This window comes from Campylobacter sp. JMF_11 EL3 (genome assembly GCF_027736965.1).
Classification (GTDB): Bacteria; Campylobacterota; Campylobacteria; order Campylobacterales; family Campylobacteraceae; genus Campylobacter_B.
Genome location: NZ_JAOVTJ010000001.1, coordinates 273,901 through 290,910 on the forward strand (window position 1 = coordinate 273,901; position 17,010 = coordinate 290,910).

Consider the following 17,010-nt stretch of genomic DNA (forward strand, 5'->3'; position numbering starts at 1 on the left):
AATCCTAAGCATTAGGATCTACTTGTGCTACATTTGGCATGCGTAATTTAAAGCTATTTTTTATCATTCTATTTGTGATAAATTTGCATAAATCAGCGTTGTGATTCGAATCAAGCAAGTATGCTAAATCATCTTTTGTGATTTCTTTGCCGCCTCTAATTTTTTCGCGAAGTTCAGGGCGAGAGAAGATGTCTCTAAGCACGCTATCTAGGATATCATAGCTATATCCAAGCTCTCTTTCGTCGCTTTGATTTTCCCATAAATCTGCGCTTGGAGTTTTTGCGATTATGTTTTCATTGATAGTAAGCGCTTCGGCAAGCTTGCTTACTTTTGTCTTTAAAATTTCGCCGATTGGGTTAAAGGCACACGCTAAATCACCATAAATCGTGCTGTATCCTAGCATTCTTTCGCTCAAATTTGTTGTTCCGACTACGACTGCGCGGTGTTTCGCGCTGTAATCATATAATAATCCCATGCGAACTCTTGTTGCAAAATTTCCAGTTCTTAGCTTGTCTGCGCCAGTATCAAGCGAAGCGAAAGCCTCCATAAATGGGGCGATTTCTTGGATTTCGTAGTCTATACCAAACATATCGCAATGCTCAATCGCATCGCCTAAATTTGCTAAATTTGAGCTAGGCATAGGCATGATTAGGGCGCGAGTTGGGATCTCTGTTAGGGCGCATAACGCCGATACTACGGCACTATCAAGTCCTCCGCTGACTCCGACTACGAAAGCGTCTGCTCCTGTTTTTTCAAGTTCTGTGGCCAAAAAATCGGTCAAATATGGAATTAAATTTTGAGCGTTCATAGAAAACCTTTGTAAATTATAAACTAAACTTTTAATTCTACCAATATTAAACTAAAATTAAGCTTTAAAAAAGAGAGAAAAATTTGATTAAAATTTATGATTTATTTGTGTATTTTGCCAAATTTGACAAAATACACAAAATTATTTGTAAAATTTTGCGTATTTACAGGCTGATTTTGACATAGACTCGTTTCGGGGCAGGGTAACCTTCGATAGTGAGATTTGGGTTTTTTGGATCTAGGAAATTTTCCAAGCTCTGGCCGTCAATCCACTCAGTTTTTCGCTGTTCGTTAAAATCAGTTTGTTTGGTTTCTAAAATTTCAAAATTCTTAAATTTCGCCCTTTCGCACCAGTTACTAAGTGCGCCGATAGTGGGCACGAAGTAGATATTTGAGATCTTAGAATACCCGCCCTTTGGCGTAAGGGCAAAATCTCCGTCCATATCTATATACATCGTATCTAAAATCACCTCGCCACCGCTATTTAGCGCGGATTTGAGCTGTTTTAGCATAGAGATAGGATCTGAGCGATGATAAATCACGCCAAGGCAGAAAATCGTGTCAAATTTCGCCCCATAAAACGGCAAATGCTCCACGCCAAGCGGCTCGAAAATCGCCTGCGCTCGCATAAAATGCTGTAAAAACAAAAATTGCAGATAAAATAGCGCGCTAGGATCAAAGCCTGTAACGCTATGCGCGCCAAGGCCTAGCATACGATACATATAGTATCCATTATTACAGCCCACATCTGCGACATTTTTGCCCGCCAAATCAATATACCCCCTTAAAAGGTTAAATTTGATGAAGCTTTGCCACTCGCTGTCGATAAAAAGCTCATTTAGCGCGAAAGGCCCCTTGCGCCAAGGTTTTAGCGATAGTGCGATTTGCTTGATTTGCTCCATTTGCTCTTCGTTTGCGTCAAATTTCGCACTTATAGCATCGCCAAAACTCACCTTGCAATCAAATTTTGGCAGTGCCTTAATCGCACCTAAAATTTCGGCGTTTTGAGCGTTTTCTAGTTTTTTTAACATTTCGTTTTTTATGGTAGTTAAATCCATTTTTTACCCTAAATTTCATAAATTTTGCGCCATTTTATCAAAGCAAATTTAAAAAAGCAATTTTAAAGCGTTAAAAAGATAAAATCTCTGTCTTTTAGAGCCAAGTTTGGTTAGATTATTCAGGAATTTTTTCAAATGAAAAGACGAGATTTTTTTAAATTTAGTAGTATTTTAGGTGTCGCTAGCTTCGCTCCTAGCGTGGTTTTAGCTGATACAAGCGCCAAAGAAGCTGAGCAAAAAACGCGCAAATTTAGCGTTAGTTTAAAACACGCTATCAAAGAGGTCGGCAAAGAGAGCAGGGTCTGGGTCCCGCTCGTGCTTCCAAGCGATTTTCAGCAGGTCATTTCGCACTATAAGGTTGGCTCAAACGCAGTGGAGAAATTTATCACTGAGGGCGAAATTCCGACATATTATGCGAAATTTAGCGGAAGCGAAACTCCGATACTTGATATCAGTTTCGATGTGCAAACCACCGAGCGAAATACCGATTTTTCGAAGGTAAATTTCAACGAAAACGAAAAATTAGCCCCCGAAATCGCTAAATTTTTGCAACCAACTACGCAAATTCAAATCGACGGCGTGGTTAAACAAAAATCAGATGAAATCGTAGGAAATATCAAAGGCGATTTAGAAAAGGCTAGGGCGATTTACACCTGGGTGGCAAACACCATGGAGCGCGATAACAGCGTGCTTGGGTGCGGACTAGGCGATGTGAAGCAAATACTTAGTAGCGGTAAATTAAGTGGCAAATGCACCGACATAAACTCGGTTTTTGTGGCTTTGGCGAGGGCTGCTGGGATACCTGCGCGCGAAATGTTTGGTATTCGTGTGGGCGCGTCGCGCTTCTCATCTCAAATGGGCGCAGCACCCAAAGATGACGGATTTAGCCATATTTCAGGCGGACAACACTGTCGCGCTGAGTTTTATCTCAAAGGATACGGCTGGATTCCAGTAGATCCTGCCGATGTCACCAAAGTCCGCCTAGGCGAAAAACTCACAAACGACGACCAAAAAATCGCGCAAATCCGCGAATATCTCTTTGGCAACTGGGAGATGTGCTGGATAGGGTTTAATTACGGCAGAGATTTTACGCTAAGTCCGCGCCCAGCGCAATTTCCGATAAATAATTTCGGCTATGTTTATGGCGAAACAGACGGACAAACGCTAAATTATTACGACCCGAAAGAATTTAGCTACGATTACAAAAGTCGCGAAATTTGAGTAAGCTAAAATTTATCGTTCTAGCGATTATAAGCGCATTTATGGCGACTTTGTGCTGTTTGCCAGCGCTTTTATTTTTGCTTTTTGGGGTGAGTTTTTCGGCACTTTCCTTTGCGGACGAGCTGGCGAAATTTCGCCCCATTTTTACGGCGTTTTCCATTGTTTTTTACATTGTGAGTCTATATTTTGTGCTATTTCGTAAAAACTCATGCGTCATCGGCGCAGGTCGCAAAAAATGGTATTTTATTTACATTTTAAGCGGAATTTTGATATTTTTACTTCTATTTTATCCTGAAATTTTAGGGAGATTTTATGCGTAAAATTTTAGTTTTATCACTCGTTTGTGGCGCGCTTTTTGCACAGCGCGAAATCGAAATCCAAGTCGGAAAAATCCATTGCAACCTATGCGCAACTTCGATTAAATTTGCCTTGCAAAAATGCGAGGGGGTAATCAGCGTCGAGGCCAAAGAGGGCGAGAAAAAGGCGGTCGTCATCGCTGAGGATAGCGCCGATACGAACGCTATGATCGAGGCTTTGAAAAACGCAAAATACGAAAAAGCCAAAATTTTAAGTATTAAACAAAAATAAGGAAATTTATGCGTAAAATTTTACTATTATTTGCCCTTGTTAGCGCGCTTTTCGCCGATAGAGAGATTGAAATTTATGTAGAGAAAATACACTGCCCGCTCTGCACGCAAATGGTGCGAAAGGCCCTAAGTGAGTGCGATGGCGTAATCAGCGCGCGCGTGGAGTTAGCAACTAAAACAGCCAGCGTGCTAGCGCGCGATGATGCCGACACAAAGGCAATGCTTGAAGCTATCGCAAAGACCACTTACGAAGGCAAAATCGTAAGTGATAAGCGAAAATAAGGCGAAAAATGCAAAAAGTTATGAGTTATTTTAGGCAAATTTGCGAAATTCCGCACCTTAGCTATGAAACGGAAAAATTGCGAGATTTTTTAGTGGAATTTGCAAAAAAGCACGAATTTAGCGTGGAAGTTGATAGTGCCGGAAATATTTATGCCCTCAAAGGTGAGCCAAAAATTTGCCTGCAAGCGCACTATGATATGGTTGGCGTGGGACTTGCGCCGCAAATCGAGCTAGTGGAGCAAGACGGATTTTTAAGCGCGAAAAACTCATCGCTTGGGGCTGATAATGGAATCGGTGTAGCAATTATAATGGCGATGATGAGCGAATTTAGCGATTTTGAGGCAGTTTTTACTAACAACGAAGAAGTGGGGCTCTGGGGCGTTAGAGAATTTGAGGGCACGATAAAAAGCAAAAAAATGCTAAATTTAGACAGCGAAGATGAAAACGAAGTCATAATCGGGTGCGCAGGAAGTGCCGAAATTCGCGCTCTTTGCGACAGCGCGCGCGAGAAGACAAGTGGCTTTTGCTATGAGATTTTTATCGATGATTTCCCGGGCGGTCATAGTGGTGTGGAAATTCATAAAAATTTGCCAAACGCTATTAAATTTTTAGCCGAATTTATCGCTAAAAATAGCGGTAAAATCGCCGAATTTAACGGCGGCGAAAGGGCAAATTCGATTCCTGCAAAAGCTAGTGCGACTGCAATTTTTAAAAATGAAATTTCAAATTTTCCAAATTTCATAAAACATAAATTTTTTGGATTTAAAGAGTGCGAAATTTATGAAAATTCGGACAATATTTTAAATCTCATTTGCGAATTTAAGCAAGGCGTTAGGGATTTTAACGATGATTTAGGCTTGCCACAAACTAGCATAAATTTATCTTTGGCTGGTGAAAAAAACGGCAAATTTGAACTTTTGTTTTACGCTAGATCGATGAGCGAAAAGGGTTTAAAAGGTGTGAAATACCAAACCAAAATGTCGGCTGAGAATTTTGGCTTGAAATGCGTTTTTGGCGAAACTAGCCAGCCTTGGCAACCGCAAATTAGCGAATTTAGCGAATTTATCTTAAAAAATTTGCAAAAATTTGTGCCAACTGCTAGGCTGGGAGCCGTTCATGCCGGGTTAGAGTGTGGCGTTTTTATCACAAAAGATAGCGCTATACAGGCAGCTTCGATTGGTCCAAATATCACTTCGCCACACAGCACGCATGAAAAAGTCGAGCTAAAATCGGTCGAAAAAATTCTAAATGCCGTGCGAGAAATCATTAAAAATGTAGGATAAATTTATGAAATTTTATCCTTACTCTTGCAAAGATGATTTAAAAAACACTCTGCGCACCTAGGTTTTACAGCTTTACAGGTGTATCGTCCAAATAGCACCAAAGCTTGGTGCAGATAGTTTAAATCGCTTACAAATGCCTTTGTAAGGTCGTTTTCGGTAAGTTCCGGTGTTTTTGCGCTACTTAGCCCAAGCCTGTGCGAAACGCGAAAAACATGTGTATCCACGGCGATAAAATTTGCCCCGCAATGCTCGATTAGCACGACATGGGCTGTCTTTTGCCCGACCCCTGCAAGGCTAATTAAATCCTTTTCATTTAGCGGGATTTCGCCGCCGAAATTTTCCACCACAGACTTTGCCATTTTGATTAAATTTTGCGCTTTGTTGTTAAAAAAACTGCACGAATTTATCAGCATTTTAACTGCGCCCAAATTTGCATTTGCGAGCGAGTGTATGTCAGGAAACTCCCTAAATAGCGCAGGTGTGATTAAATTTACTCGTTTATCGGTGCATTGCGCGCTAAGCATAACGCAGACGATTAACTCGTATAAATTCCTAAATTTAAGCTCGGTTGTCGGCTCACCAAAATGCGATAACAATAAATTTTTGATTTCTAAAATATCTTTTTTCGTTCTCATGCCCCTATTTTACACAAAAATTTTGATTATTAACAGCTTTTTGGCTATAATCTCGCATTTTTTTACAAGGAATTTTAATGAAAAAATTACTATTTTCAGCCCTAAGTTTAGCAGCGGCAGCGAGCCTAAATGCGACAGTTTTCGCCACAGTAAATGGCGCGCCAATCACAGAGGCCGAGGTCGCCCCGCACATAGCAGCACTTGGCAAAAATCCAGCCACGCTTAGCAATCAAGAAAAACAAATGGTGCTTGCAAGAGCGATTGATATTGAAATTTTAGCCGCTGAGGCTAAAAAAAGTGGCGTTACAAATCTACAAGAATACAAAGACGCCCTAAAAGCAGCGCAAGATAGAATCGCTATCGAAATGTATCAACACCAACTATCAAAGCAAATCAAAGTAAGCGACGCTGATATTGCTAAATTTTACAACGAAAACAAATCTGCTTTCGTCGAACCAGCCGCTTTGTTGCTATCTAATATCACAGTGGAGAAAAAGGCCGAAGCTGACGCGATTATCAAAGAGCTAAAAAACACAAAAGCCGACGCTTTGGTGGCAAAATTTGAAGAACTTGCAGTAGCTAAATCAATCGTGCCTGAGGCCAAACAAACCAAAGGTCATCTTGCATGGGTTACCCAAGAAATGATGCCAAAAGCGTTTTGGGACGCTTCAAGCAAGCTTAAAAGAGGCGCTATCACGCAAACCCCTATCAAAACTGATTTAGGCTATCATATCGTGCTCAAAGAAGACGCCAAACTTCAAAAACAGCTTAGCCAAGACGAAGCCAAGCCTTTCATCGAAAATTTAATCAAAGGCCAACAAGCAGGCGCTGTATTAGAGCAAAAACTACAAGAACTTCGCAAAAGCGCGAAGGTAGAAGTAAAATAAATTTCACTTCAATTACACTGACCCGCTCATAGATACGCGAAAATGCGTATCCTAAGGCGGGCAAAATTTTAATCATTAACCAGCTTTGGCTATAATCTTGCGATTTTTTTTACAAAGGAATTTAAATGAATAAATTAGTTTTTTCAGCACTTAGTTTGGCTGTGGCCATGGGCCTAAATGCGACAGTTTTAGCGACTGCTAATGGCAAAAACATCACAGAAAATGATGTTATTCCATTTCTAGTAGCCCAAGGCATAGCTCCACAACAATTCGCTTCACTGCCAGCAAATACCAAAAAAGATATCTTAAACCGCGTTATCGCTAGAAAACTTGTCGTAGAACAAGCTAAAAAAGCAGGCGTTATGAACGACGAAGTTTATAAAAAAGAGTTAGAGTTCCAAAAAGACAACCTAGCTGTGCGCGTATGGCAATCAAAAGAGGCCAAAAAAATCAAAATCAGCGACAAAGAGGTTCAAGACTTTTACAACAAAAATAAAGCCAAATTTGTAAATCCAGAACTTGCCCAAGTTCGCCATATTTTGGTCAAAACAGACGCCGAGGCAAAGGCTGTGATTGATGAGCTAAAAGGGCTAAATGGTGGCGCACTAATCACTAAATTTAGCGAAATCGCAAAAGCCAAATCAATCGAGCCAGCCGCAAAACAATCAGGTGGCGCACTACCAGCGTTTCCAAAAGAGGGCGCTATGGTTAAACCTTTCGCAGACGCTGCGTTTGCGCTAAAAAAAGGTGAAATTTCAAAAACTCCTGTTAAGACAGAATTTGGCTACCATGTAATCTTAAAAGAGGATCAAATTGCAAAACGCCAAGTCCCAGTTAGCGAGGTAAAACCTCTAATCGAAGGCTCAATCCGCCAAGAAAAAGCAGCCGCAAATTCAGAAAAATTGGCGCAAGATCTGCTTAAAAAAGCAAAAATCGAATACAAATAATCTTAAAAAAGGGGTGCAAAATGGGTGTTTTAGATGTAGTTAAAGCTGGTGTATTATTTGGTGATGATGTTAGCAAGCTCTACAAATACGCGCAGAGCGAGGGTTTTGCAATCCCTGCTGTAAATGTCGTAGGAAGCCACTCTGTAAATGCTGTATTAGAGAGCGCCAAAAAGGCAAACTCTCCTGTGATTATCCAATTTAGCAATGGCGGAGCGAGTTATTATGCGGGCAAAGAGTGCGAAAACGGCGCAATTATGGGCGCAGTCGCAGGTGCTTTGCAGGTGCATTTGCTAGCTAGGTATTATGGTGTGCCTGTGATTTTACACACTGATCACGCAGCGCGCAAACTGCTTCCTTGGATTGACGGATTATTAGAGGCAAGCGCAGGGTATAAAAAAGCGCACGGCGTGCCACTATTTAGCTCTCACATGCTAGATCTTAGCGAAGAGAGTTTGGAAGAAAATTTAAGTACTTGCGAAAGCTATCTTAAAAAGATGAGCGAGCTAGGAATTAGCCTAGAAATCGAGCTTGGCGTAACAGGTGGCGAGGAAGATGGCGTGGATAATACAAGCGTGGATAACGCGCTTTTATACACGCAACCAGAAGATGTCGCGCTTGCGTATGAAAGACTTAAAAAAATCAGCGATAATTTCTCGATTGCAGCGAGCTTTGGCAATGTGCATGGCGTGTATAAACCGGGAAATGTCGTGCTTCGCCCTGAAATTCTACGAAATTCACAAAAATTCGTGCAAGAAAAATTTGGCTTAAATGACGCCAAACCTGTAAATTTCGTATTCCACGGCGGTAGCGGTAGTGAGATCAAAGATATCAAAGACGCTGTAAGCTATGGCGTAGTCAAGATGAATATCGACACCGATACGCAGTGGGCGTTTTGGGACGGCGTGAGAGAGTATGAGCTCAAAAATAGAGCATATTTGCAAGGTCAAATCGGCAACCCAGAAGGCGAAGATAAACCAAACAAAAAATACTACGACCCTCGCAAATGGCTAAGATGTGGCGAGGAAAGTATGGTAAAAAGATTGCTTGTCGCATTTGAAAATTTAAATTGTATAAACAAAAACTAAGGCAAATTTCATGGAAAAAACAACAGAAATTTTAGATTTAACGCTTCCAGAAAATCCAGAGCGCTCACTACTGGGCGTTTATCTGAAAATCGTGTTTGTTCCTGTGGCGATTTTCGCCATATTTTTGCTAGGATTTTTGAAGGTAATCAACTTCAAAGTCGAGCTCCACTCGATCGTAATGATGGGCTTTTTGCTCATCATTGCGCTATTTTTGGCTAGGCATAATGCTGAATTTGGCTGTTTGAAATTTCAAAATAGTATCGAAAATTTCAAAATTCAGCTTAAAAACTACATCGTCGAAAATCTCCTTAGCATAGGCGCTAAGAAAAAGTCCGACGCTAAATTTGAAAATTTCGTAGATGAATACTCGCACTCGCTTCGCAATGACAACTACGCCTCCGTCGCGGTGGGTGTTTTCCCAATGCTGGGCATTTTGGGCACATTTATTAGCATTGCGATTTCTATGCCAAATTTCTCATCATCAAATATCGCAAATTTAGAGACCGAGATTGCTGGGCTTCTAGGTGGCGTTGGCACGGCGTTTTATGTGTCGATTTATGGTATTTTTCTGGCGCTTTGGTGGATTTATTTCGAAAAAAAGGGAATTAGCAAATTCGAAAGATTGCTTTTAAAATACAAAAACGCCACAAAAAACTTTTTTTGGAGCAAAGAGGAAATCACGCAAAGCTACCTTAGCGAGATACTTGATCGCAACGCCGAGGTTTCGCGCTCCTTCATGGCTATGGCTTCAAATACCCTTAGCGATAGCCTAAATGTCGCAATCGATGAAAAAATGCAAACACTTCAAGGCATAATTGACGCCGAGCAGCGCGCCCTTGCGCTAACTACTAGCGAATTAGAAAGGGCTAATGAAATGATACTAAATGCCAACCTAACTCACGGCGAAATCAGCAAAAATTTCGACCAAATTTTATCGTCTTTAAAGGCCGTTACGAGCAACATGGTCGAGATTCAAAACGGCATTTCAGCAGGATATTTGAGCTTTTCAAAATCATCTGAGCAAAAAAGCGCAAATCTGCAAACCAGCGCAGACGCCCTAAATCAGGCAATCGTAAATTTTACCTTGCAGATCAAATCCCTAAATGAAAATATGCTAAGCGAGCAAATTAACGCAAGAGAGAGCTTTAAAGCAAGTTTTAAAGAGCTAAATGACGAAATCAAATCGCTTTTTGATTCTAGCCTAGGCAAAAACACAAGCTCAGAGGGTATCATCGACGAGCTACGCAAAACGCTTCAAAGCATAGACGAAAAAGAAAACCAAAATGAAGAGTAAAACCAGCGAAAAAGAGACCTTTTGGATAGCTTACGCTGATTTAATGGCGGGGCTTTTGTTTGTCTTTATTTTACTAATCGGCGGGATTATCGTCAAATACTATTTGGTGCAAGACGACCTCAAAGCCCAAACTAGCGAGCACGAAAAGACTATGGTCGCACTTCAATCCTCGCAGAAAAAATCAGCCGAATTAGAGGCTTTAAATAAGATTTTTTCCGAACAGCTTGAAAAGCTAAATGTCGAAAACACCGACCTTCGCAAGCAAAATTCGATCTATTTTATCCAAATCGAAGATTTAAGCGCCATGGCAGAAAAACTCAAAAAAGAGAATTTCGACATTAGCGAACTTTTGAAAAACTCACGCACCGAAGCTACCGAAAAAGAGATAAAAATCGCGTTTTTGCTCGATCAGCTAACCCAAAAAGAGAGCGATTTCAACAAAATTTTGCACGATTTAAATGTCACCAAAAACCGAATTCGCAACCTAACCGGTCAAAAGGTCAAACTAATCGCCGAGCTTAAAGAGAGATTAGGCGGCAAAATCCGCATAGATAGCGAGAGCGGGGCGATGACGCTAAATTCGTCCGTGCTTTTCGACAAGGGTTCAAGCGAGCTTAAAGAGGGTAGCAAAGAGAGCTTTAAAACCGCGCTAGAAGGGTATTTTAGCGCACTTATGGATAATGATGAAATCAGAAATAGCCTAGATCAAATCATCATCGAGGGCCACACAGACAGCGACGGCGGGTATTTATACAACCTAGCCCTTTCGCAAGAGCGCGCATTGGCGGTCATGAATTTCATAAACGAGTGGAACAAAGACGAGAGATTGCAAAAATACCTAATCGCAAGCGGGCGCAGTTATTCTCAGCCTGTGCTAACTGACGGCGCCGAGGACAAAGACGCGAGCCGTAGAATCGAAATCAAATTTACGCTTAGCAACAAAGAGGCCATGGAAGAGATCCGCAAATTTTTGGAATTTGACGCAAATGCGACAAGATAGCTTTGGCGGGGCGCAATACTCGCGCGAGCTCTCGCAGCGTGCTATAATCTCGCCTGAGTTTGAAGCTCATTTGCGCGAAGTAGACAAGGTGCAAAAAACAGGCGAAATTTCGCTACAACCCCCAAAAATCCAAAAGATAAAAATCGAAAATTTTAGCTTTGCAATTTTGCGTGATGATTTGATTGGGATTTTTAACGGCAATAAAGCAAGGAAGCTTCAATCCCTGCTGGGTGCCGATTTGCAGGGCATTTCAAAGATTGTAAGCTTTGGTAGCTCGCAATCAAACGCCATGTATAACGAAAGCGTTTTTGCCCGCATAAAAGGGCTAAAATTTCAGTTTGTCATCTCGCATTTAAGCGAAAATTTAAGCGCGCGCCCGTGTGGGAATTTCGCCGCCGCACTAGAAAATGGCATGGAGATTTTCGTGGCGCAAAATCGCCGTGAATTCGCGCTTAGCCTTTGCGATGAGAGCACGATTTTTATCGAAGAGGGGGTTGCGCAGGGCGAAGCTGAGGCTGGATTTATCGCGCAGGCTAAATTTATCGAGGAATATGCGCGCGAAAATGGGCGAGAATTTGACATTTTTTTGCCAAGTGGCACTGGCACGAGCGCGGCGTATCTAGCCAAACACAGCCGTTTTCGCACCTTTACCACGCCTTGCGTGGGCGATTGCTCGTATCTGAGAGAGCAAATACTAGCCCTAGATCCGCGCTCGGGCGTGCAAATTTTGCCCCCGCCACGCAAATTTCACTTTGGCAAACCCTACGCCGAACTTTATGAAATTTGGCAAAAAGCCCGTGCGCAAACCGGCATAGAATTTGATCTCATTTATGACCCTGTGGGACTTCTCACGCTTTTAGCTAACCGCGAAAAATTCGCAAACGAAGTCCTATATATCCACCAAGGCGGAGTGCTCGGCAATATCTCGCAACTGCAAAGATATGAGTATAAATTTAAAATTTTGTAAATCGCCTTTAAAAGCCTTTTTATAAACATTTAGCTAAAATCCAAAGTTCAAATTTGCAAATTTAAGGATTAAAAAATGCCAAGCATAGAAGAAAAAGTAGAATATCTTATAAAACAACAACTAGATAAACTCAAAATCAAACATTATGCGAAAACCGAAATAATCAACAAAGGCATTGATGAAGCCTTAAATAAAGCTCCAAGCAAAAGTGGTGGTGAAGGTAAAAATTTGCCTGATATTAAACTTTTTATTGAGACAAAAGAGTTAAAGCAACTGCCCGTGATGATTGAAGTCAAAGGAAGCAAAGGCGACCTAGCCAAATTTACCACAAACGGCGAAATTGACAATTTCACAAAAGACAAAAAACCAAACTATGCAAATATCAAAAAATACGCTCTAAACGGAGCTATTCACTACGCCGATGCCGTTACATTTTATTCTGATTTTAGTGAGTGTTTGGCTATCGGTATAAACGGATATGACACACCTACAAAAGATACAAAAATCGAATATGCCGTTTATTTCGTAACAAATCCACAAATTTATCAAAAATTAGGCGATTTTAGCGACCTAAGTTTTCTAAAAAGCGAAAATTTAGATGAAATCATCGAAAACTGCAAACTTTCAGCCGAGCAAATCGAAGCAAAATCAAAAGAGATAGAAAACGCCATAGAAGTCAGACTTAAAAATTTAAACGAAACTATTCACCACACTTACGGCGTTGCAGTTCAGCACAGGGTTGAGATTGTAGTCGGTATGATTATGGCTGCACTTGGATTTTCTAACATTGTAAAACCTTTAAATTCCGATGAACTAAACGGCGAAAACACTTCAAATTCAAACGACGGCAAAAAAATATTAAACAAAATCGCCGACTTTTTAGACGCCAAAAATTTATCAAAACCGAAAAAAGATATGATTTTAAACGAACTTGAAAAGGTTTTTATCCACACGAATTTATGGCAGAGTGAAAACGGCGAAAGTAAGCTAAAAAATATCTATAAAATCGTCCTTGACAATGTAATGCCATATCTTAAAAACAATCGCTACCATTTAGATTTCACGGGTCAGCTTTTCAATGTCCTAAATCGCTATGTCGATGTGCCTGACGGCGAGAAAAACGATGTCGTGCTAACTCCACGCTATGTAACCGAGCTTATGGCTAGACTTTGTGAAGTCAATAAAGACAGCTTTGTTTGGGACTACGCATTAGGAAGTGGTGGATTTTTGATTTCTGCGATGAAACTTATGCTAGAAGATGCAAAAAAGAGCATAAAATCCGACACAGAGCTTAAAGATAAGCTTTTTCATATCAAACAAAAGCAACTCTTAGGTGTCGAGCTTCGCCCGGACATTTGCCTACTTGCGATTTTAAATATGATTTTAATGGGCGACGGAAGCTCAAATATCATAAACGCAAACAGCCTTGATAAAAATAAATTTGACGGAAATTACCAAGACGAAAACACCCCTTTCCCTGCAAATGTATTTTTGCTAAATCCGCCGTATTCAGCTGACGGCAAAGGTTTTGTCTTTGTCGAAAAAGCCCTTAAAAAGATGAAAAACGGCAAAGCAGCCGTCCTAATCCAAGAAAACGCAGGAGCAGGACAGGGCTTACCATACACGGCTGAAATTTTAAAACACTCAACACTTCTTGCAAGCATAAAAATGAGCGATATTTTCTGTGGCAAAGCAGGAGTTCAAACTGCCGTTTATGTATTTAGCGTAGGCACTCCACACGATGAGACGAAATTAGTCAAATTTATCGATTTTTCAAATGACGGATATATCAGACAAAATCGCAAAAAAAGTGGCTTAAATGTAAATTTACGCGACAGCGATGATGCCAAAGGTCGCTACAAAGAGATTGTCGATATTGTGCTAAATCGCAAAAAATCCACAAACTATTTTAATGATTGCGTTATCGAAGATACCATTAGCCTTGACGGCAAAGACTGGACTTACGCCCAACACAAAAAAATCGACACAATGCCAAATTTAGGCGATTTTAAAAAGACCGTGAGCGATTATCTAGCTTGGGAAGTAAGCCAAATTCTTTCAAAGGAAACTCCCCGTAGCATAAATTTTTCAAATTTACAAAGATTAGAAAATGAATTTAAAGCTAACGGCGGGGAATTTAGGGAATTTAAGCTTAATGAATTATTTGAAAGCTCAAACGGAGATTTTGATATTCAAAAAACTCATATTAACGGCAAAGGTCATTATGTCGTAAGCTCGGGCGAACAAAATTTAGGAATTATTGGAAAAACCGATATAAAAGCTAAAATTTTTGACGCAAACACAATTACTATTGATATGTTTGGAAATGCTTATTTTCGCCCTTATGAATACAAAATGGTAACTCACGCAAGAGTTTTTTCTTTGAAATTTACAAAAGGAAATTTAAATCCAAAACTCGGATTATATTTTGTTTCAAAGCTATTTTTCTTGCCACAAATTTATTCGTATTCAGATATGGCAAGTTGGAATAAAATTCAAAATTTAGAGATAAATTTGCCATTTATAAACGGCGAGATTGCTTTTGATTTTATTGAAAAATTTATAGCGGAGCTGGAAGCGGAGCGTGTTGCGGAGCTGGAAGCGTATTTAGCGGCGACTGGTTTAAAAGACTACAAACTCACCACCACCGAACAAACCGCACTTGATATTTTTGCAAACTACGAGAGAGAGAGAGAGAGAGAGAGAGAGAGTAAATTCCGCCACGCCGCTTAAATTCGCCGAATTTAAAATCGGTGAATTGTTTGAGAAATTAGAGTTAAAATTCTTAAAAAGGAAATTTGAAAAAGAAAAAGATATTTCTAAAACACAAACGCAAGAATTTAATTTGCCGTTAGTTAATGCAAAAGACGGAAATAATGGCGTTATGTATTTTGGTAGAGAACAAGATTTTCAATCGGCAGAAATGACACTTGATATAGTAAATGACGGAGCAGTATCAACAGGCAATGTATATGCTCAACCGCAAAAAACTGGTGTTTTATATAACGCTTATTTAATAAAACCAAATTTTGCTTATGTAACAAAAGAAAATTTATTGTATTTAGCTAAATCAATAGAAAAATCAATAAAGCATAAATTTTCGTATGAAAATAAAGCAAGTTGGAATAAAGTAAAATTTGAAAAAATCAAACTCCCTATAAACGAAAACGGCGAACTAGACTTTGAATTTATGGAAAATTTTATAAAAGCAATTCAAAAATTAGTCATAAAAGATGTCGTTTTGTGGGCTGATAAAAAAATCAACGCCACGAAGCAAGTCATTGCAAAACACTAAATTTACAAATTTGTTTAATCTGTCATTGCGAGAAACGGCGCAAGCCGTTTCGTGGCAATCTACGACTTTAAAATTTAAGGTCAGTATTTTTGCAAATTTACCGCAAAGAATTTTAAATTCGTAGATTGACTTCGCCTACGGCTCGTCCAAATGCCCCTTCGCTTCGCTCGGGTCGCTACGCTCATTTTGCTTCGCTTTCTGTGAAAGCTCGCAATGACAAAATCGGGGCAGTATTTCAAACTTGCGGTAGCGGAAATCTCGCAATGACATTAAATTCCCAAATTTATTAAATTCAAAACCAAATTATGCTATAAACTCCAAATTTTTACAATCAAAATTTTAGGATTAAATATGAAAATTTTAAAAAGCACAGATAGCAATTTTGCGCAAGAATTCGAGGCTCTGGTAAATCGTGGCAATATGGATATGCAAAAGGTAATGCCGATCGTAAGCGGTATCATCGATGATATCAAGGCGCGTGGCGATGAGGCGCTAAACGAGCAAATAGCCAAATTTGACAAATGGGAAGTTAAGGGAAATTTGGCGATTTCGCAAGATGAGATGAAAAAGGCTTTTGACGAGCTAAGCGACGAGTTAAAAACCGCCCTTAAAGTGGCGTATGATCGCATTTATGCCTATCACGAAAAGCAACTCGAAAAAAGCTGGATTGACTTCGGCGCGCACGGCGAAATTTTGGGTCAAAAAATCACGCCCGTAGATCGCGCGGGGCTGTATATCCCGGGTGGCAAGGCTGCCTATCCTAGCTCGCTTTTGATGAACGCAGTGCCTGCAATCGTCGCAGGTGTCTCTGATATCACGGTCTGCACCCCTGCTGTGGGCGGAGTGGTAAATTCGCTTCTTCTTGCCGCCATGTATGTGCTAGGAATCAAAAAAGCCTATAAAGTCGGCGGTGCGAGCGCAGTCGCAGCCATGGCGTATGGCACGGAAACGATAGAAAAGGTCGATGTCATCACAGGCCCTGGAAATATCTTTGTCGCCACGGCTAAAAAGCTAGTTTTTGGCGATGTAAATATAGATATGATCGCAGGTCCTAGCGAAGTGGGCGTGCTAGCAGATGCTAGTGCGAGTGCGTATCACACGGCTGTGGATTTGCTAAGCCAAGCCGAGCACGACGAGATCGCAAGCAGTATTTTGGTAAGTGCAGATGAGAAATTTGCCCTTGCTGTAAAAGATGAAATTTATAAAATTTTGCCTACATTAGAGCGCGAGAGTATCGCTAGAAAGAGCATTGATGACAAGGGTGCGATTATTATCGCGCGAGATTTCGACGAGGCGATAGATTTGATGAACGACCTAGCTGTCGAACACCTAGAAATCGCCATGGACAACGCCTACGATTACCTTGCGCGCATTAAGCACGCAGGCGCGATTTTTTTAGGACACTACACGCCCGAGGCTATGGGGGATTATTTGGCGGGGCCAAATCATACTTTGCCGACAGGTGGCAGTGCTAGATTTTTCTCGCCGCTTGGGGTTTATCACTTCATCAAACGAAGCTCGGTAATCGCGCTAAATAAGGGCGCAATCGACGCTCTGGGCGAAGCGTGCATGGCACTAGCGCAGGCTGAGGGGCTCACAGCGCACAAAAAATCGGTTGAAATTCGCTATAAAAATAATGATTAGGAAATTTACCAGTTTTTT

The 17,010-nt window shown here is 40.7% G+C and carries 17 protein-coding genes; 14 read left to right on the forward strand and 3 right to left on the reverse strand.

Features of this window, described 5'->3' with window-relative positions; translation table 11 throughout:
• Positions 1-4: 4 nt before the first annotated feature.
• Both nadE and cmoB read right to left on the reverse strand, forming a co-directional pair.
• Positions 5-808, reverse strand: coding sequence for an NAD(+) synthase (nadE, locus tag OFN67_RS01340; RefSeq protein ID WP_270868216.1), 804 nt, complete (start codon positions 806-808; stop codon positions 5-7).
• Positions 809-971: 163 nt separating this feature from the next.
• Positions 972-1,865 (reverse strand): tRNA 5-methoxyuridine(34)/uridine 5-oxyacetic acid(34) synthase CmoB, encoded by an 894-nt coding sequence (cmoB, locus tag OFN67_RS01345; RefSeq protein WP_270868215.1) that lies wholly within the window; start codon positions 1,863-1,865, stop codon positions 972-974.
• A gap of 135 nt (positions 1,866-2,000) precedes the next feature.
• Here cmoB and OFN67_RS01350 point away from each other — a divergent pair, with 135 nt between their 5' ends.
• Genes OFN67_RS01350 through OFN67_RS01370 form a run of 5 tightly spaced genes read left to right on the forward strand, consistent with a single transcriptional unit; the run spans position 2,001 to position 5,238 of the window.
• Entirely contained in the window at positions 2,001-3,086 is a 1,086-nt protein-coding gene (locus OFN67_RS01350; protein WP_270868214.1) for a transglutaminase-like domain-containing protein, read from the forward strand.
• A complete protein-coding gene (locus tag OFN67_RS01355) occupies positions 3,083-3,406 on the forward strand; it encodes an aryl sulfotransferase (protein WP_270868213.1) in 324 nt (107 codons plus the stop codon). Before OFN67_RS01350 ends, OFN67_RS01355 begins: the two co-directional genes overlap by 4 nt.
• On the forward strand, positions 3,399-3,674 hold the full coding sequence (locus OFN67_RS01360) for a heavy-metal-associated domain-containing protein (RefSeq protein WP_270868212.1): 276 nt from the start codon (positions 3,399-3,401) through the stop codon (positions 3,672-3,674). Before OFN67_RS01355 ends, OFN67_RS01360 begins: the two co-directional genes overlap by 8 nt.
• A gap of 8 nt (positions 3,675-3,682) precedes the next feature.
• The gene (locus tag OFN67_RS01365) at positions 3,683-3,955 is read left to right on the forward strand and encodes a cation transporter (RefSeq protein ID WP_270868211.1); all 273 of its coding nucleotides are present in this window, start codon (positions 3,683-3,685) and stop codon (positions 3,953-3,955) included.
• 8 nt (positions 3,956-3,963) lie between these two features.
• Entirely contained in the window at positions 3,964-5,238 is a 1,275-nt protein-coding gene (locus tag OFN67_RS01370; protein ID WP_270868210.1) for a M20/M25/M40 family metallo-hydrolase, read from the forward strand.
• Positions 5,239-5,240: 2 nt separating this feature from the next.
• Here the strand turns inward: OFN67_RS01370 and nth are convergent, their stop codons facing one another.
• Positions 5,241-5,873: an endonuclease III gene (nth, locus tag OFN67_RS01375; protein WP_270868209.1), complete on the reverse strand. Its 633-nt coding sequence runs from the start codon at positions 5,871-5,873 to the stop codon at positions 5,241-5,243.
• A 77-nt stretch (positions 5,874-5,950) separates the two neighbouring features.
• On the opposite strand from nth, the gene OFN67_RS01380 reads away from it, so the two are divergent.
• The 9 genes from OFN67_RS01380 to hisD all read left to right on the forward strand — a co-directional run bounded on the left by OFN67_RS01380 (position 5,951) and on the right by hisD (position 16,992).
• Positions 5,951-6,760 carry a peptidylprolyl isomerase gene (locus tag OFN67_RS01380; RefSeq protein ID WP_270868208.1) on the forward strand — a complete coding sequence of 270 codons (810 nt, stop codon included), beginning with the start codon at positions 5,951-5,953 and terminating at the stop codon, positions 6,758-6,760.
• 125 nt (positions 6,761-6,885) lie between these two features.
• Positions 6,886-7,707, forward strand: a complete 822-nt coding sequence (locus OFN67_RS01385) for a peptidylprolyl isomerase (protein ID WP_270858917.1) — start codon at positions 6,886-6,888, stop codon at positions 7,705-7,707.
• 20 nt (positions 7,708-7,727) lie between these two features.
• A complete protein-coding gene (gene fbaA, locus OFN67_RS01390; RefSeq protein ID WP_270868207.1) occupies positions 7,728-8,792 on the forward strand; it encodes a class II fructose-bisphosphate aldolase in 1,065 nt (354 codons plus the stop codon).
• Positions 8,793-8,802: 10 nt separating this feature from the next.
• Entirely contained in the window at positions 8,803-10,086 is a 1,284-nt protein-coding gene (locus OFN67_RS01395) for a MotA/TolQ/ExbB proton channel family protein (protein WP_270864385.1), read from the forward strand.
• The gene (locus OFN67_RS01400; RefSeq protein ID WP_270868206.1) at positions 10,076-11,086 is read left to right on the forward strand and encodes an OmpA family protein; all 1,011 of its coding nucleotides are present in this window, start codon (positions 10,076-10,078) and stop codon (positions 11,084-11,086) included. The genes OFN67_RS01395 and OFN67_RS01400 overlap by 11 nt, the downstream gene beginning before the upstream one ends.
• Complete coding sequence (locus tag OFN67_RS01405) at positions 11,073-12,053, forward strand: 1-aminocyclopropane-1-carboxylate deaminase (protein WP_270868205.1); 981 nt, start codon at positions 11,073-11,075, stop codon at positions 12,051-12,053. The genes OFN67_RS01400 and OFN67_RS01405 overlap by 14 nt, the downstream gene beginning before the upstream one ends.
• A gap of 75 nt (positions 12,054-12,128) precedes the next feature.
• Positions 12,129-14,786 carry an N-6 DNA methylase gene (locus OFN67_RS01410; RefSeq protein WP_270868204.1) on the forward strand — a complete coding sequence of 886 codons (2,658 nt, stop codon included), beginning with the start codon at positions 12,129-12,131 and terminating at the stop codon, positions 14,784-14,786.
• The gene (locus tag OFN67_RS01415; RefSeq protein ID WP_443101032.1) at positions 14,725-15,348 is read left to right on the forward strand and encodes a restriction endonuclease subunit S; all 624 of its coding nucleotides are present in this window, start codon (positions 14,725-14,727) and stop codon (positions 15,346-15,348) included. The genes OFN67_RS01410 and OFN67_RS01415 overlap by 62 nt, the downstream gene beginning before the upstream one ends.
• Before the next feature lie 351 nt (positions 15,349-15,699).
• A complete protein-coding gene (hisD, locus tag OFN67_RS01420; protein WP_270873928.1) occupies positions 15,700-16,992 on the forward strand; it encodes a histidinol dehydrogenase in 1,293 nt (430 codons plus the stop codon).
• Positions 16,993-17,010: the final 18 nt, after the last annotated feature.

Excerpts from the sequence above, each read along its gene's own strand:
- nadE (WP_270868216.1), bottom strand. The coding sequence starts at position 808 with ATGAACGCTCAAAATTTAATTCCATATTTGACCGATTTTTTGGCCACA.
- cmoB (WP_270868215.1), bottom strand. The coding sequence starts at position 1,865 with ATGGATTTAACTACCATAAAAAACGAAATGTTAAAAAAACTAGAAAAC.
- OFN67_RS01350 (WP_270868214.1), top strand. The coding sequence starts at position 2,001 with ATGAAAAGACGAGATTTTTTTAAATTTAGTAGTATTTTAGGTGTCGCT.
- OFN67_RS01360 (WP_270868212.1), top strand. The coding sequence starts at position 3,399 with ATGCGTAAAATTTTAGTTTTATCACTCGTTTGTGGCGCGCTTTTTGCA.
- OFN67_RS01365 (WP_270868211.1), top strand. The coding sequence starts at position 3,683 with ATGCGTAAAATTTTACTATTATTTGCCCTTGTTAGCGCGCTTTTCGCC.
- OFN67_RS01370 (WP_270868210.1), top strand. The coding sequence starts at position 3,964 with ATGCAAAAAGTTATGAGTTATTTTAGGCAAATTTGCGAAATTCCGCAC.
- nth (WP_270868209.1), bottom strand. The coding sequence starts at position 5,873 with ATGAGAACGAAAAAAGATATTTTAGAAATCAAAAATTTATTGTTATCG.
- OFN67_RS01380 (WP_270868208.1), top strand. The coding sequence starts at position 5,951 with ATGAAAAAATTACTATTTTCAGCCCTAAGTTTAGCAGCGGCAGCGAGC.
- OFN67_RS01385 (WP_270858917.1), top strand. The coding sequence starts at position 6,886 with ATGAATAAATTAGTTTTTTCAGCACTTAGTTTGGCTGTGGCCATGGGC.
- fbaA (WP_270868207.1), top strand. The coding sequence starts at position 7,728 with ATGGGTGTTTTAGATGTAGTTAAAGCTGGTGTATTATTTGGTGATGAT.
- OFN67_RS01395 (WP_270864385.1), top strand. The coding sequence starts at position 8,803 with ATGGAAAAAACAACAGAAATTTTAGATTTAACGCTTCCAGAAAATCCA.
- OFN67_RS01400 (WP_270868206.1), top strand. The coding sequence starts at position 10,076 with ATGAAGAGTAAAACCAGCGAAAAAGAGACCTTTTGGATAGCTTACGCT.
- OFN67_RS01405 (WP_270868205.1), top strand. The coding sequence starts at position 11,073 with ATGCGACAAGATAGCTTTGGCGGGGCGCAATACTCGCGCGAGCTCTCG.
- OFN67_RS01410 (WP_270868204.1), top strand. The coding sequence starts at position 12,129 with ATGCCAAGCATAGAAGAAAAAGTAGAATATCTTATAAAACAACAACTA.
- hisD (WP_270873928.1), top strand. The coding sequence starts at position 15,700 with ATGAAAATTTTAAAAAGCACAGATAGCAATTTTGCGCAAGAATTCGAG.